The following is a 21,774-nucleotide window of genomic DNA, read 5'->3' on the forward strand; positions in this document are numbered from 1 at the left end:
CCCTGTTTCACGGAAGACACCATGACTGCGCGTTCCCGTAAATCCCTGCCTCTTCTGCTATTGCTTGCATGCGTTCAACCTGAAGCCTTCGCCCAGAGCACAAAGAACGCGCCGCCTCCAGACCCGACCGCTGACCCCTTGCTTAGGGCAGCCGGCTTTCTGGAGAGCCATCCCGATCTCCGCTACCGTTTGATCGGGCTGGAGAAGTACGACAAGAAAGAGCACGACGATGCTTTGCGCTTCTTCCGGCGCGCCGCGTACTACGGCGACAAGCCCTCCCAAGGCATGGTGGCGGAGATGTACTGGACAGGAAACGGCGTTCCGCAAGATCGTGCGTTGGCGTATGCGTGGATGGACTTGGCCGCGGAGCGAGGATACGCCGGGTTCAGTGGATTGCGGGAGCGCTATTGGAGTCAGATGGACGAGACAGAGCGCGCTCGTGCACTCGAGATCGGGCGTGCGGTTTACGCTGATTACGGCGATGCGGCCGCGCAACCCAGGCTCGCGAACGTCCTTAGACGCGCGCGCCGTCAGATGACCGGAAGCCGTACCGGCTTCACTGGCAATCTGCAAATCTACATTCCCGGCCCCAGTGGTGATATCCAGATCGATGGCAGCAGGTTCTACGATGAGCGTTACTGGGATCCCAAGCAGTACCAAGCCTGGCACGACGACGTCTGGATGAAGCCGCGTATCGGCAAGGTATCCGTGGGCGAGGTGCAGCAGATGCCCGACAATTTCGAAGGAGGCTCGCGCGTCCCCTCGGTGGAGCCCGCCACGAATGTCAGGGAGCCCGAGACACCTCCGGTCGACGAAAGCAGCATCGGCAACCGAAAAGACGGCTGAACAGGCTTCTTCCATACGCTGGCGGATGCGGTATAACTGCCACATTCCCGCGGCGTCGCCGTCGGGCCTGACCTGAATCCCTGGGAGGGGAATATGCGCAAGACCCTGATGGCCGCCTGCCTGGCCGCTCCGTTGATGGCTCTGTCGCTGGTGGCCTCCGCCGCCGACCCGGTGGTCGGCCGCTGGAAGACCATCGACAGCGAGACCGGCAAGCCCAAGTCCTTCGTCGAGATCACCCAGGCCGCCAACGGCACGATCAGCGGCCGCATCGTCGAACTGATCAACCCGAGCAAGCCGAACCCGACCTGCGACAAGTGCAAGGACGACCGTCGCAACAAGCCGATCACCGGCATGGAGATCATCCGCGGCATGAAGGCCGAAGGCGGCGGCGAGTACGCCGGCGGCACCATCCTCAAGCCCGACGAAGGCAAGGTGTACAAGTCGAAGATGGAGCTGGTCGACGGCGGCAAGAAGCTGGAGGTGTCCGGCTGCATCGCCTTCATCTGCAAATCGCAGACCTGGATCCGCCAGTAAGCGTCGCGCTTCCTTTTTTTATCGCGGGCCCGGTCACGCCGGGCCCGCTGCGTTTCCGGCACGGGAAAGGCCCTCACCGGTCCATGCGATAATCGCCATCCCCCGTCACGATGCCCGTCATGAGCCGCACCGCCCTCGTCACCAACGCCCTGCCCTACGCCAACGGCCCCCTCCATCTGGGCCACCTGGTGGGCTACATCCAGGGCGACATCTGGGTGCGCGCGCGGCGGATGCGGGGGGACACGGTGCACTTCGTCTGCGCCGACGACACCCATGGCACGCCCATCATGCTGGCCGCGGAGAAGGCCGGCGTCACGCCCGAGGCCTTCATCGCCGGCATCCAGGCCAGCCACGAGCGCGACTTCGCGGCGTTCGGCGTTGCGTTCGACCACTACGACTCGACCAACTCCGCCGCCAACCGTGAACTGACGGAACTGTTCTACCAGCGCCTCGATGCCGGCGGACACATCAGCCGCCGCACGGTGGCGCAGTTCTACGATCCGGCCAAGGGCATGTTCCTGCCGGACCGCTACATCAAGGGCATCTGCCCCAACTGCGGATCGGCCGATCAGTACGGCGACAACTGCGAAGTCTGTGGCGCCACGTATGCGCCCACCGACCTGAAAGAGCCGAAGTCCATCCTGTCGGGCAGCACGCCGGAGATCCGCGATTCGGAACACTATTTCTTCGAAGTCGGCCGCTTCGAGGCCTTCCTGCGCGAATGGCTGGCCGGCGATGTGGCCCTGCCGGGAGTGAAGGCCAAGCTGCGCGAGTGGCTGGATGCCGAAGGCGGCCTGCGCGCGTGGGACATCTCGCGCGATGCGCCCTACTTCGGCTTCGAAATTCCGGGCGCGCCCGGCAAGTATTTCTATGTCTGGCTGGATGCACCGATCGGCTACCTGAGCAGCTTCCGCACTCTGTGCGCGCAGCGCGGCCTCGATTTCGCGTCGCATCTCGATGCCGGTACCGATATGGAGCTGCACCACTTCATCGGCAAGGACATCGTCAATTTCCATGGCCTGTTCTGGCCGGCCGTGCTGCATGGCACCGGCCACCGCGCGCCCACGCGCCTGCACGTCAACGGCTACCTGACCGTGGACGGCGCCAAGATGTCGAAGTCACGCGGCACCTTCATCATGGCGCGCACGTATCTGGACGTGGGCCTGGAGCCGGAAGCGCTGCGTTACTACTACGCGGCCAAGTCGTCCGGTGGCGTGGACGATCTCGACCTCAACCTGGGCGACTTCGTCGCGCGCGTCAACGCGGACCTCGTGGGCAAGTTCGTCAACCTGGCCAGCCGCTGCGCCGGCTTCATCGACAAGCGCTTCGCCGGCCGGCTGGCCGATGCCCTGCCCGACCCGGCCATGTACCAGCGCTTCGTGGGCGCCCTGGGCCCGATCGCCGAGGCCTACGAGCGCAACGAGCCCGCCACGGCGCTGCGCCTGACCATGGCGCTGGCTGACGAGGCCAACAAGTACATCGACGAGACCAAGCCCTGGGTGATCGCCAAGCAGGAAGGCGCCGATACCGAACTGCAGGCGGTATGCACGCAGGGCCTGAACCTGTTCCGCGTCCTCGCTGCCGCGCTCAAGCCGGTACTGCCGCGGACCAGCGCGGAAGCCGAGGCCTTCCTCGGCGCGCCGGTCGAATCCTGGACGGATATCGCCGCGCCCCTGCAGGCGCACACCATCCAGCCTTACTCGCCCCTGTTCACCCGTATCGACCCGAAACTGATCGACGCCATGACCGACGCCTCCAAGGACACGCTGGCCGCCGCGCCCGCACCTGCTGCCCCCGTGAAGAAGGCGGAGACCAAGCCCGCCGCACCGACTGAGCCGAAGGATGCGACGGGCACGATCGGCATCGAGGATTTCGCCAGGCTCGACCTGCGCATCGGCCAGGTGCTGGAATGCGGTTTCGTGGAAGGTTCCGACAAGTTGCTGCGCTTCCTGCTGGATGCCGGCGACCTGGGCCAGCGGCAGATCTTCTCCGGCATCCGCGCCAGTTACGGCGAACCGGAAGCACTGGTTGGCCGCAAAGTGGTGTTCATCGCCAACCTCGCGCCGCGCAAGATGCGGTTCGGGGTGAGCGAGGGCATGATCCTGTCGGCCGGCTTCGACGGCGGCGCGCTGGCGCTGCTCGATGCCGATGCCGGCGCCCTGCCCGGCATGCCCGTGCGCTGACGCGCGGACCGTCGTTGCGGCGATGAACGCCGATCTCATCGAACGCCTCGATCGCCTGCTGCCGCAGACCCAATGCGGTCAATGCGGCTTCGATGGCTGTCGTCCGTATGCCGAAGCCATGGCGCGTGGCGAGGCCGGCATCGACCACTGCCCGCCCGGCGGCGATGCCGGCGCGCGCGCGCTGGCGAGGCTGCTGCAAGTACCGGTGCTTCCCTACGACCGCAGCCGTGGCACCCACAAGCCACCCCTCGTGGCGGTGGTGGTGGAAGCCGACTGCATCGGCTGCACCAAGTGCATCCAGGCCTGCCCCGTGGACGCCATCATCGGCGGTGCCAAGCACATGCACGTGGTCATCGAACCGCTGTGTACCGGGTGCGAGCTGTGCGTGCCCGCATGCCCGGTGGACTGCATCATGATGGTGCCCGCAGCGCCCTGATGCAGCGTCAGCGCGTGCCGGCCTTGCAGGCGGAACAGATGCGTTCCACCTGGTAGCCGCGGGCGCGCAGCTTTTCGACCACCCCGTCGTCGCCCAGCAGGTGCAGTGCGCCGACGACCACCAGCGCGTCGTCGTCGCCCGGCTGGGTGAGGATCTGCTGGATCCTGGGCACCCATGCGTCATTGCGCTCGACGTTGATGCGCCGGTAGAGACGCGGGTATTGGCGCTTCATGTCCGCGGCCATGCCGCTCCAGAGTCCTTCGGCATCGCCGCGGCGCCAAGCCTGGTGCAGACGCTCGGTTTCGGCCGAGCCCTTCTCCGCCTGGTCCAGTGCCTCGACGATGAACTGGCGCTGCTCGGTGGCCTCCATGCCGTCTAGCACGCCGATCTGCTCCTGCGCGCGTTCGAGGCCCGCGGCGGGCTTGCCGGCCGCCTTCGCCTTGTCCATGAAATGGTTGTCCAGGCCAAGCTTGGGATCCAGGCCCTGTCGCGTCATCTCGACGATGCTGATGGTCAGGCCGACGAACCACGGTTCGAAACTGTTGAAGGACGCCACCGGCATGCCGTTCTTGCCGGCCCATCCTTCGAGCCGACGCCAGGTGGCGGCATCCAGTTCCTGCTGCAGCGTACTGCCGTCGGTGCGCAATGCTGCCTGCAGCATCATCTGGGGCATGGCAGGCGACTGCATTTCCTCGGGCGCCAACTCGAACATCAGGCGCTCGGCATCGGCGAACGCCGCCTCCACCTCCGGCGACAGCGGATAGTCGCCCGGGCGCAGCAGGTGGAACGACCCCAACAGATAGACGGCGTTGTCCTTGTCCGACACTTTCCACAGCAATGGCACAGGCGCCCCAGTCGCCTTCGGCGCATCTGCGGCAAGGACGGATGCGCTGCCTAGCAGCGCGGTCACGACGAGGGCTTTCAGCGAACGGCGCAGCAGCATCGGTCTTCCTTCAGAGCACTTTGATGGGTTTGGCATAAGCTTTCTCGCCCGCGTCGACCAACAGGTCGAGCCGGTTCTCGGCAGGCGGCAGCGGACAGGTCGCATATGGGGTGAATGCGCACGGCGGGTTGTAGGCGCGATTGAAGTCCAGCACCACCTTGCCATCGCGCGGCGGCTCCGCATCGAGGAAGCGGCCCGCCGGATAGCTGCCGTGTCCGCTGGTGCGGTCGGCAAAGACGAAGAACAGCGGACCTTCCGGCGAACCCAGCGCTTCGAGCCTGAACATCTTGCCCTCGCGCTCGAACTCCACCGCGCCCGGATTGGGCGACTCGTTCGCCACGCCGATCACGTCGACGATGGTGAGCGTCTTGCCGGGAGGATGCGGAACGTAGCGGCCTTCGACGCGCCACGCTTCCTGCAGGGGCCAGTAGTCCAGGCCGACGAAGCGAGTGCGCGATTCGGCATCGGCATGCTTGACGCGCAGCGCGTGGCGACCGCCGCGTTCGATCACCGACAGTGCGCCCTTGCCTTCGTCGAAACCGATCACCCCCGGCGTTGCATCGCGGTCGCTCTGCAGTTCGATACGGCCCTTCAGCGGCTCGCCGTTGAGCGTCAGCTCCACGCCGCGTTCGGGAGTGAAGAAGATGCGGCCCTCCTGCTGGGCCACCATGCCCATCTTCGGCGGACCCACGACCAGCTTGATCCCGCTGGCAGGCCCGCTGCCGATGAAGTGCGACTTCAGTTCGATCCAGTGCAGGCCCACCAGGCTGGTCCAGCCATCCGGCGCCAGGAGCTGGCTTTTGCGCTCTTCGCGCCAGGCTGCGTTGTCGGCGAGGAAGCGGGCATCGACGACCTTGCCGGCGGCATCGCCGCTCGTGTCGCCATCGCCGCACCCTGCCAGCACCGCCAGCAGCATGGCCATCCCCAGCCATCCTGTCTTCATCCCCATGTCAACGTCCTCGCAGGAACCAGCGGTCGATCTCGTTCAAGGAAAAGCGCGCCCAGGTCGGGCGGCCGTGGTTGCATTGGCCCGAGCGCTCGGTGATCTCCATCTCGCGCAGCAGGGCATTCATTTCCGGCAGCGTCAGGCGCCGATTGGCGCGTACCGCGCCGTGGCAGGCCATGGTGGCCAGCAGCTCATCGCGCGCGGCCGCCACGCGACGGCTCTCGCCGTGCTCGCGCAGGTCCGCCAGCACGTCGCGCAGCAGCGCCTCGGGGTCGGCGTTGGACAGCAGCGCGGGAATGCTGCGCACGCTGAGGGATTGCGGGCCGCTGCGGGTGATGTCGAAGCCCAGCGCGGCCAGCGTGGCCGCCTCGCGCTCGGCCACGTCGGCCTCGCGCTCGGCGACGGCCAGCGACAGGGGCACCAGCAGCGGCTGCGCCCGCAGGCCGATGCCGTCGTGCGCCTGCTTCAGTTTTTCGTAGCCGATGCGCTCGTGCGCGGCATGCATGTCGACCACGATCAGGCCGTCCGCGTTCTCCGCCAGGATATAGATGCCGTGCAGCTGGGCGATGGCGAAACCCAGCGGCGGGACGACGTCCGCATCGTTGGCCGGCATCATCGGCATGGAAGGCGCGGCGTGGCCCGCGAGCGATCCCGGGGACGCATCGGGTGCCGGCGCGTAGAGCGCGGCGTAGGCAGCGGGGGCTTCGGCCACCGACAGGCCCAGCGGCGACTGCTGCGTCGGCATCCATGCGGACGGCACCGCCCCCATCGCACGCGGTGCGAACGGCGCGGCCGCGACATCCTGCGGCACGATGCCTGCGCGTGTTTCCGCGAGCGCCTCGTGCAGCGTGCGGTAGACGAAGTCGTGCACCAGCCGCGTATCGCGGAAGCGCACCTCGTGCTTGGCCGGGTGCACGTTCACGTCGACACGGGTGGGGTCGAGTTCCAGGAACAGCACGTAGGCCGGCTGGCGACCATGGAACAGCACGTCCTGGTACGCCATCTTCACCGCGTGCGCGATGTTGCGGTCGCGCACCGAACGCCCGTTGACGTAGACGTACTGCTGGTCGGCACTGGCACGCGAGTAGCTGGGTTGCGCGATCCACCCGTGCAGGCGCAGGCCGGCCGCCGCATGGTCGACACGCAAGGCGCTGCGCGAGAAGTCCTCGCCCAGCGTTTCGTCCAGGCGCACCAGGGATTCCAGTTCGTCCGGCTTGTAGCGCCGGGACGGGCGTCCGTTGTGCGACACGCGCAGTTCGATGTCGGGCCGCGCCAGCGCCAGCGAGCGCAGCCATTCCTCGATGTGGCCCAGCTCGGTGCGCTCGGCGCGCAGGAACTTGCGCCGCGCCGGCACGTTGTAGAACAGCTCCCGCACCTCCACGGTGGTGCCGATGCCGTGCGGCTTGGGGACCACCGGCCCCACCTTGCCGCCTTCCACCTGCAGCGAGGCACCGTGCTCGTCCTGGAGGCGTCGCGAAGTCAGCGAGAAGCGGCTGACCGAGGCGATCGACGGCAGCGCCTCGCCACGGAAGCCCAGGGTGGCCACCGCTTCCAGATCGTCGAGCGAGGCGATCTTGCTGGTCGCATGGCGCGACACCGCCAACGGCAGTTCTTCCGGCGCGATGCCGCCGCCATCGTCACGGATGCGGATCAGGCGCACGCCGCCTTCCTCCAGATCGATGTCGACGCGCCGCGCACCGGCGTCCAGCGCGTTCTCCACCAGCTCCTTGACCACGGAAGCAGGCCGTTCGACGACTTCGCCGGCGGCGATCTGGTTGATGAGGGTGTCGGGAAGCTGGCGGATCGGCACGTGCTGGCGACGCTTGCGCGCCGTCTGGGGAATCAGCCGTGATGATAGCCGAGCGAACGCGCGATCAGGGCGCGCCGGCAGCCCCGCCCGCGGCGACGGTGCGTGCTTCGGCCTCGGCCTGCGCACGCGCGGCGAACAGCGTGCCGGGCGGCGGCTGGCGGGTGAAGTAGGACTGGATGCCGTCCAGCACCGCGCTGGCGACCTTGCGCTGGTGCGCGGGATCGAACAGGCGCTTTTCTTCATCGGGGTTGGAGATGAAACCCGTCTCCACCAGCATCGCCGGCATGTCCGAATTGCGCAGCACTTCGAAGTTGGCGAATTCGATCTGCGGCTTGTGGGTCTTGCCCAGCCCTTTCAGCGAGGTCAGCACATGGCCGGCCGCATCCTGCGAGGCCTTCATGTGGCCGCTCTGGGCCAGGTCCAGCAGCACGTTGGACAGCGTGTCCCGGGTCAGACGCACGCCGCCGACCAGGTCGGAGGCGTTTTCCTTGTCGGCCAGCCAGCGCGCGTGCTGCGAGGACGCGCCCCGCAACGACAGCACGTAGACCGACGAGCCCCAGGCGCTGCGGTTCTCGGCCGCGTCGGCATGGATGGAGACGAACATGTCCGCCTTCGCCGCGCGCGCCTTGCGGGCGCGCTGGGGGCGCTCGACATAGACGTCGTTGTCGCGGACCAGGTAGGCCTTCATGCCGGGCGTGGCGTTGATCTGGCGCGCCAGTTCCTTGGAAATGGCCAGCACGGCGTGCTTTTCGTAACGGCCACTGGGACCGATGGCGCCGGGATCTTGGCCGCCGTGGCCGGGATCGATCGCGATGACCAGCGGACGCGCGCCGGTGACGGCCATGGCGGGCGGTTTCGACGATTCGGCGACTGCCGCAGAAGGCGCCTGGGCCGATGCCCCCGGCGCGACAGGCGCGGGCTGACCGGTGGCGATGGTGTAGGCCGGGCGCTCGCTGGAGGTCGCCGGTACCGGGATGGGCGTGCTCTCGCCGTTGAGGATGGCCTGCGGCGAAGGCGACATGGCCCCCTGCGTCGGTGCGGCCGCCGAGGGTGCGGGCGCTGTGCCCGCCCGCACCACCTGCGCGGTCAGCAGCGCCGTGGCGCGGGCCGCGTCGGTCTGGGTCGAACCTGGGACCGCGGTCGGCGACGCGGAGGGCGCCGCCGTCGCAACTACCGCCTGCGGAGGTGTGGCCTGCGCAGGCGTGGCGGGGGTCGGTGCGGGCGCGGCCGGGCCGTCGCCCGGCCACTCGATCACCAGGCGCGATACACCCGCCACCTGTTCCATGCGGGGCTTCAGCGCGGCGACCGGCGATGCCAGGTCGAAGACGATGCGCAGGGTGTCGGCGTCCGGCTGCCCGGTGCGCACGGCGCGCACGATGCCCGTGGGCGCTGGCAGTCGCAGGCCGGCCTTCGCCTTCGAGGCTGGCAGGTCGACGACCAGCCGGTCGGGACCTTGCAGGCTCAGCGTCTTGTATTGCCCGGCGCCCGCCAGCTGGATCTCCGCGCGCGTCCCGGTGCTGCCCTGATTCACCGAAATGCCGGTGACCTCACCTGCCCACAGGGCGCAGGGCACTGAAGCGAGCAGGCCCGCAAGGGCCAGGCGCAGCATGGTGGTGGGGGTCCCCGGGCTCATGCCGCGGATTCAAGCACCATCGCCTCACAAATGCAAGGCGTTTTCCCTTAATAATCCGTGACCTGCCGGATGTTCCTAATCGGACTGGAGAGATGAGGCCGTTAACTCACCTTCCGTAGCCACACGCTCCAGCCACTGCTGCCCCTGGGGCGAGGCCGCCACCAGGCGCGCGGCGCGGCCGCTGCCCTCCACCGAAAGGTCCACCTGCAGATCAGCCCGCGGCAACGCCGCCCCGCCGCGCTCCGGCCACTCCACCAGCCAGAGTACGGCCGCCCCCTCGTCCAACCCGAGGAATTCCAGCTCCCCCGCGTCACCGATGCGGTACAGGTCCAGATGCCAGGCTTCTCCGCCTTCCACGGGATAGCGCTCCACCAGCGTGTAGGTGGGGCTGCGGATGGCGCCCGCCACGCCCAGGGCGCGCAGCAGGGCGCGGGCAAGGGTGGACTTGCCGGCGCCCAGGTCGCCGCGCAGGTGCACGACGGCGACCGCAGGACGCGTGCGTGCCAGGGCCTGGCCCAGCGCCTCGGTGGCGTCGGTGTCGGAAAGGAACAGGTGCATGGGGCGATTCTATGCGCTCAGGGCACGCATGACCGGTAAACGCACGACTCAGGGGTTGGCCAGACGGCGCACGTGCGGCAGAAGGTCCGACGGCAGCAGTCCACGCTCGCCGTCCCAGGCGGCGGCATCACCCGCCAGTCCATGCAGCAGCGCACCCGCGCTGGCCGCGTCGAAGGCCGACAGCCCCTGAGCGCGCAACGAAGCGATGATGCCGGTCAGCAGGTCGCCCATGCCCCCCACCGCCATGCCGGGGTTGCCCGCCCCGACGATGCGGGTCGCCTGCCCGCTTGCGACCACCGTACCCGCGCCCTTCAGCACCACGACGGCCGCGTAGCGCTGTGCGATGGCCTGTGCGGCGCCGACGCGGTCGCGCTGGACGTCTGCCACGGTGCAGGCGAGCAGGCGTGCGGCTTCGCCCGGGTGCGGGGTGAGGACCGCATCTTCCAGCGGTTGCGCTGCCGAGGAGAGCAGGTTCAGCGCATCCGCGTCCACCACCAGCGGCAGGCCGCTGCGCAGTGCATGCTGGAACAGCGCCTGCCCCCACTCGCCCTGGCCCAGGCCGGGACCGACGGCCACCACGCGGGCACGCGCGACCATGGGAACGAGATCGTCCGTGGATTCGACCGCACGCACCATCGCTTCGGGCCTGCGCGCGAGCAGTGCGGGCACGTGGGCCGGCCGTGTGGCCACGCTCACCAGGCCGGCCCCTGCACGCAAGGCGGCTTCGGCGCACAGCGCGATGGCGCCACCACTACCCTCATCGCCTCCCACGCACAGCACGTGGCCGGACTCGCCCTTGTGCGTATTGCGTCGCCGCGGCAACAGCCACGGCACCAGTGCCTCGTGGTCGAGCAGCGAGGCGTCGGCGGGCACGCCTTCGAAGCTCTCCCCGGGAAGATCCAGCTCCTCCAGTGCGAGCTGACCGGTGTATTCCAGCGCATCGCCGGTGTGCAGTCCGACGTGCCGCACGATGAACTGCAGGGTGCGGGTCGCCAGCACGGCAGCGCCGGGCGCACTGCCGCGATCGGCGTCCACGCCGCTGGGGACGTCCAGCGCGAACACCGGCGCGGCCTGCGTGTTGACCGCCTCGATCAGGGCCCTGGCCTCGCCCTCCGGGGCACGCGACAGGCCGATGCCGAACAGCGCGTCCACCACCAGGTCGGCATGCGGAAGCACGGCTTCGAACAGCGCGACCCGTCCGCCGGCGGCCACGTACTCGGTGCATGCGCGCTGCGCCACGGGATTCCCCGGTACGTGCGAACGCAGGTGCACCACGTCCACGCTGCGTCCGGCGCGGTGCGCATGCCGCGCCAGCACGTAGCCGTCACCACCATTGCTGCCCGGCCCGCACACCACGACGATGCGCTGTGCCTCGGGCCAGTGCTGCAGCACGTGCTGCCACGCCACCTGTCCCGCGCGCTGCATCAGCACATAGGCGTCGCCGCCGAGGGCGCGCGTGGCACGCTGGTCCAGCGCCCGCGCGGCTTGCGTGGAGTACAGGGGCCAGGTGCCGGACATGGCCGGATTCTAGGTCCGCGCAAGGTTGCGGGGAAGTGAAGCCGGCCGGCCTCCTATAATTTCAGCATGCCTGCCTCCGCCCCCCCCGCTGCCCCGCCCGACCCTTCGCTGCTCGCCCAGCGCGTGCGTGCGTTGGCGCACGAGTTCGGCTTCCAGCGCTGCGGCATCGCCGGCATCGAACTGGGCGAGGACGAACAGCACCTGCGCGACTGGCTGTCGCAGGGGCTGTACGGTTCGATGGACTGGATGGCCCAGCATGGCGACAAGCGGTCGCGCCCGCAGGAACTGATTCCCGGCACGCTGCGGGTGATCTCCGTGGGCCTGGACTACGGCCGCAACGACAGCGACGACGCATGGAACACGCTGCAGGACGGCACGCGCGCCTATGTCGCGCGCTATGCCCTGGGCCGCGACTATCACAAGCTGATGCGTCATCGCCTGCAGAAGCTGGCCGAACGGCTGCAGCAGGACGTAGGCGTGTTCGGATACCGCGTATTCGTGGATTCGGCGCCGGTGCTGGAGCGCGCGCTGGCGCGCAATGCCGGATTGGGCTGGATCGGCAAGCACACCTGCCTGATCGACAAGGATGGCGGCTCGTGGTTCTTCCTGGGCGAGATCTACGTCGACCTGCCGCTCCCGATCGATGCACCGGCCACGGCGCATTGCGGCACCTGCACGCGCTGCATCGAGGTCTGCCCCACGCAGGCGATCACCGCGCCGTACCGGCTGGACGCGCGCCGTTGCATTTCCTATCTGACCATCGAACACGAGGGCGCGATTCCGGAAGACCTGCGGCCCGCCATCGGCAACCGCATCTTTGGCTGCGACGATTGCCAGCTGGTCTGCCCCTGGAACAAGTTCGCCAGGCGCACCGACGAACCTGACTTCCGCGCGCGCAACGACCTGGACGTGGCCACGCTGCCGCAGCTGTTCGCGTGGAGCGAAGACGAGTTCCTGCGCCGCACCGAAGGCTCCGCGATCCGCCGCAGCGGCCACGAACGCTGGCTGCGCAACATCGCCGTCGCGCTGGGCAATGCGCCGTCGACACCCGATGTGCTCACCGCGCTGGAAAGCCGGCGCGAAGATCCTTCCTCGCTGGTACGCGAGCATGTCGCCTGGGCGCTGGCGCGTCACCGCCTCCCTGTGGGAGCGACGTAAGTCGCGAAGAGCGCCAAGCCAAACGCTCGCGACTTACGTCGCTCCCACACGTTCCGGACGAAAGCAGTGCTGCGGGCAACTCACCCGCGCGCGGCGATCTCGGCCAGCAGCGCCCGGGTCACCGGATCCTTTGCCTCGGTTTCGCCCTTCAGCGCCGGCAGCAGGCCATTGGCCAACTGCTTGCCGAGTTCCACGCCGAACTGGTCGAACGCGTTGATGCCCCACAGTACCGACTGCGCGTAGACGCTGTGCTCGTACATCGCGATCAGACCGCCCAGCGCTTCCGGTGTCAGCGCATCCAGCAGGATCAGCGTGCTCGGTCGGCCGCCGGCGTAACTGCGGTGCGGATCGTCGCTGCGCTGCCCGTTCGCGAGCGCCTCGCTCTGGGCCAGCAGGTTGGACAGCAGCGCCTGGTGGTTCTCGGCATACGGCGCGTCGCTGCTGACCGTGCTCACGAAATCCAGGGGTACGATGCCGGTGCCCTGATGCAGCGCCTGGAAGAAGCTGTGCTGCACATCCGTGCCTGCCCCGCCCCACCATACCGGCACGGTATCGACGCCGACCGGGGTGCCATCCAGCTTCACCGACTTGCCCAGGCTCTCCATGACCAGCTGCTGCAGATAGGCCGGCAGCAGCGCAAGGCGCTGGTCGTAGGTCATCACGCCCTGCGCCGCATGGCCCAGCACATTCCGGTTCCACACCGCCGTGAGCGCGTGGCGCACGGCGATGTTGTCGGCCAGCGGCGTGTTGACGGCATGCGCATCGAAGGCCGACGCACCGGCCAGCAGACGCTCGAAACGGTCGAAGCCGATCGCCAGCGCGATCGGCAGGCCGACTGCGGACCACAGCGAATAGCGGCCGCCTACCCAGTCCCACATCGGCAGCACGCATCCGGGGGCGATGTCGAAGGCCGCGGCGGCGCGCTCGGGATTCGCGCTGACGGCATACAGTCGCTCGCTGCCACCCAGCCAGTCGCGCAGGATGCCGCCATTGAGCAGGGTCTCCTGGGTGCTGAACGTCTTCGAGATCAGGATCGCCGCGGTACGCGCGGGGTCCAGCGGCGCCAGCGTTCGCTGCGCGGCGGCGCCATCAACGTTGGACAGGAAATGCACCCGGAAGCGTCCCGGCAGCGGATCGCGCAGCGCATCGGCCACCAGCCGCGGCCCCAGGTCGGAACCGCCGATGCCGACGCTGACGATGTCGGTGATGTCGCTGGCCTCGAGCTGTGCGATCAGGTCCGCCATCCGCGCCCGCACCTGCAACGCGCTTTCGTGCGCCTCGCGCGCGACGGCGGTGTCGGAATGCCGCCCGCGCAGCGCGGTATGCAGTGCGGCACGGTCTTCGGTGACGTTGACCTTCTCACCGTCGAACAGGCGGCGGAAAGCGGCGGCCAGGTCCGCCTGCCGCGCATGCTCCACGAGGGCCTGCCACGCGGACGCGTCGTAGGACTGGCGGGCGAAGTTGAAGTAAAGGGGTCCGCTGCGCACGGCGTGCGCGGCCACGCGCTCGGGCTCGCGCGCCAGCAGATCGCTCAAGGGGGCGCCACGCAGGCGCGTGGCGTGGGACTGCAGCGCGTCGAAACCCTGGCTCATGTCAGGCGGCCTGCTTGGGGATGCTGCGGTTGGTGTGGGTGATGCGGTTCTGGCCGTCCACGTACACCAGCGTGGGCTGGAACTGGTCGGCCTCCTGCTCGCTCATCGACGCGAACGCCGCGATGATGATCAGGTCGCCCACCTGCACGTGGCGCGCGGCGCCGCCGTTGAGCGAAATGATGCCGCTGCCCTCATCCGCGCGGATCGCATAGGTGGAGAAGCGCGCACCGTTGGTGACGTCCCAGATGTGGACCTGTTCGAATTCGCGGATGCCGGTGGCGTCCAGCAGCAGGCCGTCGATGGCGATGGAGCCTTCGTAGTTCAGCTCCGAATGGGTGACGGTCGCGCGGTGGATCTTGGTCTTGAGCAGGCTGAGGTGCATGGCGGGCGGAATCTGGATCGGGGGACGCGAAGTTTAGCCCCTTGCGCCTGGAGCGGCGTGCATGGTCGTGCAACACCGCGTCCGCCGCCGGCGCTGGCGCCGTCAGAACTCCAGGTTGTCGATCAGCCGCGTGCGCCCCAGCCTGGCCGCGATCAAGGCGACCCGCGCGCCGGGTTCGCCGTCGACCGGTTCGCTCAGGTCGGGGCGACGGACCACGGTGTAGTCCACCGCGTACCCGACCTCGGTGAGCCGCCGTGCCGCGTCGGCTTCCACCTGCGCGCGCGTCAGGCCGGCGAGCAGGCCATCGCGCATGGCGACCAACGCCTTGCGGATCTCGGCCGCGCGCGGACGCTCGTCGGCGGACAGGTACTGGTTGCGCGAACTCATCGCCAGGCCGTCGGCCTCGCGCACGATGCTGCCCGCCACGATCTGCACCGGGAATGCCAGATCGGTGACCAGCTGCCGGATCACCGCGAGCTGCTGGTAGTCCTTCTTGCCGAAGGCCGCCACGTCGGGCTGCACCTGGTTGAACAGCCGGCTCACCACGGTACATACGCCATCGAAGTGACCGGGGCGATGCGCGCCTTCCAGCACGCCGCTCACGCCGGGCACATGTACATTGGCCGCCAGTTCGACCCCGAACGGATACATCGATTCCACCGTCGGCAGCCACAGGACATCGCAGCCGGCGCCTTCGAGCCCGCTCATGTCCGCTTCCGGTGTGCGCGGGTAACGGGTGAAGTCCTCGTTGGGACCGAACTGGGTCGGATTGACGAACACGCTGGACACCACGCGGTCGGCATACTGGCGCGCCAGCATCACCAGCGAATAGTGCCCGGCATGCAGGTTGCCCATCGTGGGCACGAAACCGACCCGCAGGCCCTGCTGCTTCCATTCCCTGACGCGGGCACGCAGCGCCTCCAGCTCGGTGATGGTCTCGATCATCGTGGCCCCTGTGGCGTGTGGTTGCGCGCGGCGCGGTCAGTAGGAATGGGCGTCGTCGGGGAACGCCCCGCTGCGCACCGCGTCGGCATAGGCGCGCACCGCGCCCGCCACGGAACCGCCCTCGGCGAGGAAGTCTTTGACGAACTTCGGACGCCGGTGGCCCGTATCCAGGCCGAGGAAATCGTGCAGCACCAGCACCTGCCCGTCGCAGCCGGGCCCGGCACCGATGCCGATGGTGGGAATGGCGAGGTCGGCGGTGATGGCGGCCGCCAGCGACGACGGCACGCATTCCAGCACCAGCAGCTGCGCGCCCGCCTCCGCAACGGCGCGTGCCTCTTCGCGCAGACGCGCGGCGGCGGCCTCGTCGCGGCCCTGCACGCGGTAACCGCCGAACTTCAGCACCGACTGCGGGGTCAGGCCCAGGTGCGCGCACACCGGGATGTCGCGTTCGGCGAGGAAGCGGATGACGTCCAGCTTGTGGCCTGCGCCTTCCAGCTTGACCATCTCCGCACCGGCCTGCAGCAACGCGATGGCGGCGTCGAGCGCCCGCTCGGGCGTGGCGTCGGACTGGAACGGCAGGTCGGACACCAGCAGCGCACGGTTGAGGCCGCGGGCGACGGCGCGCGTGTGGTAGACGATGTCGTCCACCGTCACCGGCAGCGTGGAATCGTGCCCTTGCACCACCATGCCGAGCGAGTCGCCGATCAGCACCAGGTCCACGCCGTTGGCATCCAGCACGCGGGCGAAGCTGTTGTCGTACGCCGTCAGCATCACCAGCCTGCGCCCCTCGCGCTTGGCATCGGCGAGTGCGGGGACGGTCCAGGGCTTGCTGTCGGCGTGCGTGCTCATAGCGCCGTATTATCCACTCATAGCGGATGGATGTTGGACATTTCCAGCGCGGACACAGCATCCCGTGCATCGCCGTAACCCGGGATACGGGCGTCCGGCCACACATCCAGCAACGGCACCAGCGCGAAGGCGCGTTCATGCAGGTGCGGGTGCGGCACCCGCAGGCCCGGCGCATCGATCACCGCATCGCCGAACAGCAGCAGGTCCAGGTCCAGCGTACGCGGGCCCCAACGCTCACCGGCGATGCGATGGCGGCCGAACTCGGCTTCCACCGCCAGCAGCAAGTCCAGCAGCGCGCGCGGTGCCAGCGACGTGTCCACGAGCGCCACGGCGTTGACGAAGTCGGGCTGGTCCTGCCGGCCCCAGGCCGGCGTGCGGTAGAAGCGCGACACCGCGCGTAGCGTCACACCGTCTTGCACGGCCAGCGCCTCGACGGCTCCTCGCAAGGTACCGACGGCATCGCCCAGATTGGCGCCCAGGCCAATGGCGGCCCGGATGGCGGGCGTCATTCCGGCGACGCGGCCGTGCTGCGGCGACGGCGGCGACGGCGACGCTTGGAAGGCGGTGCGTCCTCGTCGATGATCGCATCGGCTGCCGGGGCGACGCCGAGCGCGACCGCCAGTTCCTCGCCTGACTGGGCCTGCGCCTCGCGCCAGAACGCCACGTCCTCGGCGTGCTCGGGCGAAGCCGCGAGCCGCAGCACCAGGAAGTCGAAGGCGGCCCGGAAGCGCGGATGCGACAGCAGGCGCATCACCCGCTTGCGCTGGCGGTTGCCGAAGCGGGTCTGCAGCAGCCAGATCTCCTGCATCGGCAGCGAGAAGCGGCGCGGCAGCGCCACGGTATTCAACTGATGCAGGGTGACGCGGTCGGCCGCGCGGCGCTGCGCCTCCTCGGCGTGCACGCCCTGCGCCTGCAGGCCCATCAGCGCGCGGCAGTAGGCCGGCCACAGCAGCAGGGCGAACAGGAACGCAGGCGACACCGGCTCGTCGTTGGCCACGCGCTGGTCGGTGCCGGCCAGACCCGCCAGCACCATCCGGCGCAATGCACCACTGCGGTTGGAGGACAGCGCGGCCGCCGTCTCGGGGAACAGCACCTTCAGCAGGCCGAAGCGCTCCAGCCCTTCGAAGCTGGCGACGCCATGCCCCGACAGGAACAGCTTCAATATCTCCTCGAACAGCCTGGCCGGCGCGGCTTCGGCCAGCAGCGGCGCCAGCGGCGCGATCGGGGCGGCGGTGTCCGCGTCGATCTCGAAACCCAGCTTGGCGGCCAGGCGCACCGCGCGCAGCATGCGCACCGGATCCTCGCGATAGCGCTGCTCGGGGTCGCCGATCAGCTTCAGGCGTCGCGCCATCGTGTCCTCGAAGCCGCCGACGTAGTCGCGCACCGAGAAATCATCGATGGCGTAGTAAAGCGCGTTGGCGGTGAAGTCGCGGCGCACCGCGTCGTCCTCCACGGTGCCGTAGACGTTGTCGCGCACCAGCCGGCCGTTGTCCATCTCGCGGTCGCCGCTACCGTCGTCGACGTTGGCGCGGAAGGTGGCGACCTCGATGATCTCGCGCCCGAACACCACATGCGCCAGGCGGAAGCGGCGGCCGATCAGGCGGCAGTTGCGGAACTGCTGGCGCACCTGCTCGGGCGTGGCGTCGGTGGCCACGTCGAAATCCTTGGGGTGGCCGCCGACCAGCAGGTCCCGCACGGCGCCGCCGACCAGATAGGCCTGGAAACCGGCGTCCCGCAGGCGGTAGAGCACGCGCAGCGCGTTCGGGCTGATGTCCTTGCGCGAGATGGTGTGCTGGTCGCGCGGGATGGTTCGCAGAGCGGTGGACGGCGTAATAGTGGCGGTTCCATGCAGAAGGGGTCACGCGGCGGCCCGGATGGATTGCCCTGGGCGGTGCCGCCGCCTATACTAATCCGCTACGCCGGTTTCACCAAAAACGCTCCCTTCGTCTAGTGGTTAGGACGTGGCCCTCTCAAGGCTAAAACAGGGGTTCGAGTCCCCTAGGGAGCGCCATCCGGCCAGGCGCCGCGTATTGAGAGCCGCAGCCCGTGCATCGAAACCAGACCCCGCTACGGCGGGGTCTTGTCTTTGTGCCGGCGCGGCCGACCCCGGCAAACCCGGCTCCGGCCGCCTCCCCCTGCACCATCGCGCGCCGCCGGGCGCTCGCGCCTCAGAGATCGAAGATGCCGCGCCTGACCGCGATCGTCACCGCGTGGGTACGGTCGTTGGCGTCCAGCTTGGACAGGATGTTCTTCATGTGCGCCTTCACCGTTTCCTCGGAAATGCCGAGCAGCTGGGCGATGCGCTTGTTGCCGTTGCCGTCGGCCACCTGCCGCAGCACCTCGATCTCGCGCTGGCTCAGTGCGTCGTCGGTGGCATGTTCGGCGATGCCCGCCGCGATCTCGGGCGGCATGCGGCGGCGGCCGGCGTGCACACTACGGATGGTGTCCACCAGTTCGCGCCGCAGCATGCTCTTGAGCAGGTAACCCGCCGCCCCGGCCTTGAACGCACGCAGCGCCTGCGCATCGCCCTGGTAGGTGGTCAACACCACCACCTTGGCCTCCGGGAACTCGCGATGGAGGGCGCCGATGGCCTCCACCCCGCCCATCCCGGGCATCTGCAGGTCCATCAGCGTCACATCCGGGCGGCAGTCACGGAAGACCTGCAGGGCCTCCAGGCCGCTGGCGGCTTCGCCGACCAGCTGCATGTCGGGCTGGCCTTCGATCACCGCCGCGATGCCTTCGCGCAGCAGGGGATGGTCATCGACGGTCAGGATGCGGATCGGCATGGGAAGCAGGAGGCGCGGCGCCGGGCACCGGGTAGGGAACGTGTCATATCACGATACGGGGGCGGTCACCGCACGGGCAACTGCGGGAGCCGCATCGGGGATTGCCCACCCCCATTCGAGTGAGCGTCGGCCCGCCCTGATGGGGGTACTCGCACTGCAAGGAGGCACGCACCATGGCACCCGCCTGCCCGTCCCCGGCCATCCCCCTGTCGCGGCAGGCGCCTCCCGTCATCGTCGCCCGAGGACACCGCCGTGGATGCTCCCCCGTCCCTGTTCCTGCGCGAGACCGTCGCGCCGCCCTTCCCCTTCATTCCCACCACCACCTCCGGGTCGGCACGCCTCGACCGCCATGAAGTCCAGGCCAGCGCCCGCGGCCTGAGTCCGCGGGCGCTGGGGCGTGCGCTGGATTACATCGAGCGCCACATCGGCGACACGATCACCCTGGCCGACATCGCCAGCGCCGCGTGCATCAGCCGTTTCCACTTCGCCCGCCTGTTCCGCGTCAGCACGGGGCGCAGCCCCATGGAGTTCGTGCTGGCCAAACGCATCGCGCTGGCGCAGGAACAGTTGGCCCGCGGCCCGCAGAAGATTTCGGCGACGGCGGCATCGCTGGGCTTCTTCGACCAGAGCCATTTCACCCGCACCTTCCGTCGGATGACGGGCTATTCGCCGCGCGAGTTCTGCCACCTGCACGCGCCGGTAACCCGCTCCGCGTAACCCTGCCCGTCCGCCGCGTGCGGCACGTCCCCTCTCCCGTTGGAGTCCTGCCATGGCCAAGGTCCTGATCCTCTACTACTCCGCCTACGGGCATATCGAAACCATGGCCCACGCCGTGGCCGAGGGCGTGCGCGCCGGTGGCGCGAGCGTCGACATCAAGCGCGTACCGGAACTGGTGCCGGAGGACGTGGCGAGGAAGTCGCACTATAAGCTCGACCAGCCCGCACCCGTGGCGACCATCGCCGAGCTCGCCGACTACGACGCCATCATCGTCGGCACCGGCACCCGCTTCGGGCGGATGGCGTCGCAGATGGCCAACTTCCTGGACCAGGCCGGCGGCTTGTGGGCCAAGGGCGCCCTGCACGGCAAGGTCGGCGCCGCGTTCACCTCCACCGCCACCCAGCATGGCGGCCAGGAAACCACGCTGTTCTCCATCATCACCAACCTGCTGCATTTCGGCATGGTGATCGTGGGGCTGGACTACGGCTTCGCCGGACAGATGAAACTGGACGAAGTCACCGGCGGCTCGCCCTACGGCACGACCACCATCGCCGGTGGCGACGGATCGCGCCAGCCGACCCAGAACGAACTGGACGCCGCGCGCTACCAGGGCCGGCGTGTGGCCGAGACCGCGATCAAGCTGCACGGCTGACGCGCGCATCAGCGCGCACGCCGGTGCAATCCGCGTGCGCGCATGTCCGCGACAGTGGCGAGATTCTTCCTTCACGCCAGGAGCCCGACATGCCCACCGCTTCTCCCGCCGCCGGCAAGACCCTGCTCACGCCGGCCGACCACACCCTGGTCCTGATCGACCACCAGTCGCAGATGGCCTTCGCCACGCATTCGATCGATGTGGCCATGCTGCGCAACAACGTCGCGCTGGTGGCCAAGGGCGCCGCCGGGTTCGGCGTCTCGACCTTGCTGACGACCGTGGCGGAAAAATCCTTCTCCGGCCCGCTGTTCCCGGAAATCCCCGAAGCGTTCCCGAACGCGGACGTACTCGACCGTACCACCATGAACTGCTGGGAAGATGCGGCCGTTGTCGCTGCGGTGAATGCGTCCGGCAAGAGCCGGATCGTGCTCGGCGGCCTGTGGACCAGCGTTTGCATCGTCGGGCCGGCACTGTCGGCGCTGGACCAGGGTTTCGAGGTGTACGTGATCGCCGACGCCTGCGGCGATGTCACCGACGAAGCGCACGAACGCGCGATGCAGCGCATGATCCAGGCCGGCGTCCGGCCGCTGACCAGCGTGCAGTACCTGCTGGAGCTTCAGCGCGACTGGGCACGCAGCGCGACGTACGACCTCACGACCGGCATCGCCAAGCTGCACGGCGGCGGCTACGGCCTGGGCATCCAGTACGCCAAGAGCATGTTCGGCGCGTCCGAGGGCGGGCACTGACGGCACGCACGATGGTCGCCCACACCGCTTCCGTCGCGCATGCAGGCACGACATCGGCTGGGTTGCTGGTGCTGCGTCTCGCCGCCGGCGGCTTCCTGCTGCCGCATGGCCTGGGCAAGTTGCTGGGCTGGTTCGGCGGGCCTGGTATCGCGGGTTTCGCGGCCGAACTCCAGCACTTCGGCCTGCCTTCTGCGCCACCGTTGCCGCTGTTGCTCGCCGCGCTGCAGACCGCCCTCGGCCTGATGGTGGCCGTCGGTGCGTTCACGCGCATTGCGGCCCTGGGTTCGGCGGCCTTCCTTGGCGTCACCGTGGCGCTGAACCTCTCGCACGGCTGGTTCTGGATGCACGGCGGCATCGAGTACCCGCTGCTGTGGTTGCTGGCGCACCTGAGCGTCGCCCTGACCGGGCCCGGAAGCTTGTCCATGGACGCGACACGCCAGGGAATGGCGCATGGCCGTTGACGATACGCGCCGCCACCTGCTGAAAAGCGTGGCGGCGGCCGCCACGCTCGCGGCGCTGCCCCGTGATGCCCGCCCCGGA

22 protein-coding genes and 1 tRNA gene are annotated in these 21,774 nt (G+C 68.8%); 10 read left to right on the forward strand and 13 right to left on the reverse strand.

The features are described from left to right. Positions 1-21: 21 nt before the first annotated feature. The 4 genes from IAE60_RS16015 to rnfB all read left to right on the forward strand — a co-directional run bounded on the left by IAE60_RS16015 (position 22) and on the right by rnfB (position 3,999). A complete protein-coding gene (locus IAE60_RS16015) occupies positions 22-846 on the forward strand; it encodes a tetratricopeptide repeat protein (protein WP_187573009.1) in 825 nt (274 codons plus the stop codon). A 93-nt stretch (positions 847-939) separates the two neighbouring features. Further along, positions 940-1,380, forward strand: a complete 441-nt coding sequence (locus IAE60_RS16020; protein WP_162108567.1) for a DUF2147 domain-containing protein — start codon at positions 940-942, stop codon at positions 1,378-1,380. A 119-nt stretch (positions 1,381-1,499) separates the two neighbouring features. Then, on the forward strand, positions 1,500-3,563 hold the full coding sequence (gene metG / locus IAE60_RS16025; protein WP_187573010.1) for a methionine--tRNA ligase: 2,064 nt from the start codon (positions 1,500-1,502) through the stop codon (positions 3,561-3,563). A 22-nt stretch (positions 3,564-3,585) separates the two neighbouring features. Further along, positions 3,586-3,999 (forward strand): Rnf electron transport complex subunit RnfB, encoded by a 414-nt coding sequence (gene rnfB / locus IAE60_RS16030; protein ID WP_187573011.1) that lies wholly within the window; start codon positions 3,586-3,588, stop codon positions 3,997-3,999. Between the two features lie 7 nt (positions 4,000-4,006). On the opposite strand, the gene IAE60_RS16035 is transcribed toward rnfB, so the two are convergent. The 6 genes from IAE60_RS16035 to IAE60_RS16060 form a co-directional block, all read right to left on the reverse strand. Next, on the reverse strand, positions 4,007-4,942 hold the full coding sequence (locus IAE60_RS16035) for a TraB/GumN family protein (protein ID WP_187573012.1): 936 nt from the start codon (positions 4,940-4,942) through the stop codon (positions 4,007-4,009). Between the two features lie 10 nt (positions 4,943-4,952). Then, entirely contained in the window at positions 4,953-5,891 is a 939-nt protein-coding gene (locus IAE60_RS16040) for a DUF1684 domain-containing protein (protein WP_244966596.1), read from the reverse strand. A 1-nt stretch (position 5,892) separates the two neighbouring features. After that, positions 5,893-7,698, reverse strand: a complete 1,806-nt coding sequence (gene mutL / locus IAE60_RS16045) for a DNA mismatch repair endonuclease MutL (RefSeq protein ID WP_187573013.1) — start codon at positions 7,696-7,698, stop codon at positions 5,893-5,895. Between the two features lie 64 nt (positions 7,699-7,762). Next, positions 7,763-9,331: an N-acetylmuramoyl-L-alanine amidase gene (locus IAE60_RS16050; protein WP_425504437.1), complete on the reverse strand. Its 1,569-nt coding sequence runs from the start codon at positions 9,329-9,331 to the stop codon at positions 7,763-7,765. 75 nt (positions 9,332-9,406) lie between these two features. Continuing rightward, the gene (gene tsaE / locus IAE60_RS16055) at positions 9,407-9,889 is read right to left on the reverse strand and encodes a tRNA (adenosine(37)-N6)-threonylcarbamoyltransferase complex ATPase subunit type 1 TsaE (RefSeq protein ID WP_187573014.1); all 483 of its coding nucleotides are present in this window, start codon (positions 9,887-9,889) and stop codon (positions 9,407-9,409) included. A 48-nt stretch (positions 9,890-9,937) separates the two neighbouring features. Next, the gene (locus IAE60_RS16060; protein ID WP_187573015.1) at positions 9,938-11,407 is read right to left on the reverse strand and encodes an NAD(P)H-hydrate dehydratase; all 1,470 of its coding nucleotides are present in this window, start codon (positions 11,405-11,407) and stop codon (positions 9,938-9,940) included. Positions 11,408-11,473: 66 nt separating this feature from the next. Here IAE60_RS16060 and queG point away from each other — a divergent pair, with 66 nt between their 5' ends. Beyond that, the gene (gene queG, locus IAE60_RS16065; RefSeq protein ID WP_187573016.1) at positions 11,474-12,565 is read left to right on the forward strand and encodes a tRNA epoxyqueuosine(34) reductase QueG; all 1,092 of its coding nucleotides are present in this window, start codon (positions 11,474-11,476) and stop codon (positions 12,563-12,565) included. An 80-nt stretch (positions 12,566-12,645) separates the two neighbouring features. Here queG and pgi read toward each other — a convergent pair whose 3' ends face one another. The 6 genes from pgi to pcnB form a co-directional block, all read right to left on the reverse strand. After that, positions 12,646-14,157 carry a glucose-6-phosphate isomerase gene (pgi, locus tag IAE60_RS16070; protein ID WP_187573017.1) on the reverse strand — a complete coding sequence of 504 codons (1,512 nt, stop codon included), beginning with the start codon at positions 14,155-14,157 and terminating at the stop codon, positions 12,646-12,648. A gap of 1 nt (position 14,158) precedes the next feature. Next, a complete protein-coding gene (gene panD, locus IAE60_RS16075) occupies positions 14,159-14,539 on the reverse strand; it encodes an aspartate 1-decarboxylase (protein ID WP_162108577.1) in 381 nt (126 codons plus the stop codon). Positions 14,540-14,641: 102 nt separating this feature from the next. Then, complete coding sequence (gene panC, locus IAE60_RS16080) at positions 14,642-15,484, reverse strand: pantoate--beta-alanine ligase (protein WP_162108578.1); 843 nt, start codon at positions 15,482-15,484, stop codon at positions 14,642-14,644. A gap of 36 nt (positions 15,485-15,520) precedes the next feature. Further along, positions 15,521-16,333 carry a 3-methyl-2-oxobutanoate hydroxymethyltransferase gene (gene panB / locus IAE60_RS16085; RefSeq protein WP_185896573.1) on the reverse strand — a complete coding sequence of 271 codons (813 nt, stop codon included), beginning with the start codon at positions 16,331-16,333 and terminating at the stop codon, positions 15,521-15,523. 17 nt (positions 16,334-16,350) lie between these two features. Next, positions 16,351-16,842: a 2-amino-4-hydroxy-6-hydroxymethyldihydropteridine diphosphokinase gene (gene folK, locus IAE60_RS16090; RefSeq protein WP_187573018.1), complete on the reverse strand. Its 492-nt coding sequence runs from the start codon at positions 16,840-16,842 to the stop codon at positions 16,351-16,353. Next, a complete protein-coding gene (pcnB, locus tag IAE60_RS16095) occupies positions 16,839-18,185 on the reverse strand; it encodes a polynucleotide adenylyltransferase PcnB (protein WP_187574784.1) in 1,347 nt (448 codons plus the stop codon). Before pcnB ends, folK begins: the two co-directional genes overlap by 4 nt. A gap of 84 nt (positions 18,186-18,269) precedes the next feature. On the opposite strand from pcnB, the gene IAE60_RS16100 reads away from it, so the two are divergent. Beyond that, positions 18,270-18,344 (forward strand) — tRNA-Glu (locus IAE60_RS16100). Positions 18,345-18,501: 157 nt separating this feature from the next. Here IAE60_RS16100 and IAE60_RS16105 read toward each other — a convergent pair. Next, positions 18,502-19,119 (reverse strand): response regulator, encoded by a 618-nt coding sequence (locus tag IAE60_RS16105; RefSeq protein ID WP_187573019.1) that lies wholly within the window; start codon positions 19,117-19,119, stop codon positions 18,502-18,504. Positions 19,120-19,371: 252 nt separating this feature from the next. On the opposite strand from IAE60_RS16105, the gene IAE60_RS16110 reads away from it, so the two are divergent. The 4 genes from IAE60_RS16110 (at position 19,372) to IAE60_RS16125 (ending at position 21,695) form a co-directional block, all read left to right on the forward strand. Continuing rightward, a complete protein-coding gene (locus tag IAE60_RS16110; protein ID WP_162110880.1) occupies positions 19,372-19,836 on the forward strand; it encodes a helix-turn-helix transcriptional regulator in 465 nt (154 codons plus the stop codon). Positions 19,837-19,888: 52 nt separating this feature from the next. Continuing rightward, on the forward strand, positions 19,889-20,488 hold the full coding sequence (gene wrbA / locus IAE60_RS16115; RefSeq protein ID WP_187573020.1) for an NAD(P)H:quinone oxidoreductase: 600 nt from the start codon (positions 19,889-19,891) through the stop codon (positions 20,486-20,488). An 89-nt stretch (positions 20,489-20,577) separates the two neighbouring features. Then, on the forward strand, positions 20,578-21,234 hold the full coding sequence (locus tag IAE60_RS16120) for a hydrolase (protein ID WP_162110882.1): 657 nt from the start codon (positions 20,578-20,580) through the stop codon (positions 21,232-21,234). Between the two features lie 11 nt (positions 21,235-21,245). Beyond that, complete coding sequence (locus tag IAE60_RS16125) at positions 21,246-21,695, forward strand: DoxX family protein (RefSeq protein ID WP_162110883.1); 450 nt, start codon at positions 21,246-21,248, stop codon at positions 21,693-21,695. Positions 21,696-21,774: the final 79 nt, after the last annotated feature.

Origin of the sequence: Pseudoxanthomonas mexicana (genome assembly GCF_014397415.1) — a bacterium.
Lineage (GTDB): Bacteria > Pseudomonadota > Gammaproteobacteria > Xanthomonadales > Xanthomonadaceae > Pseudoxanthomonas_A > Pseudoxanthomonas_A mexicana.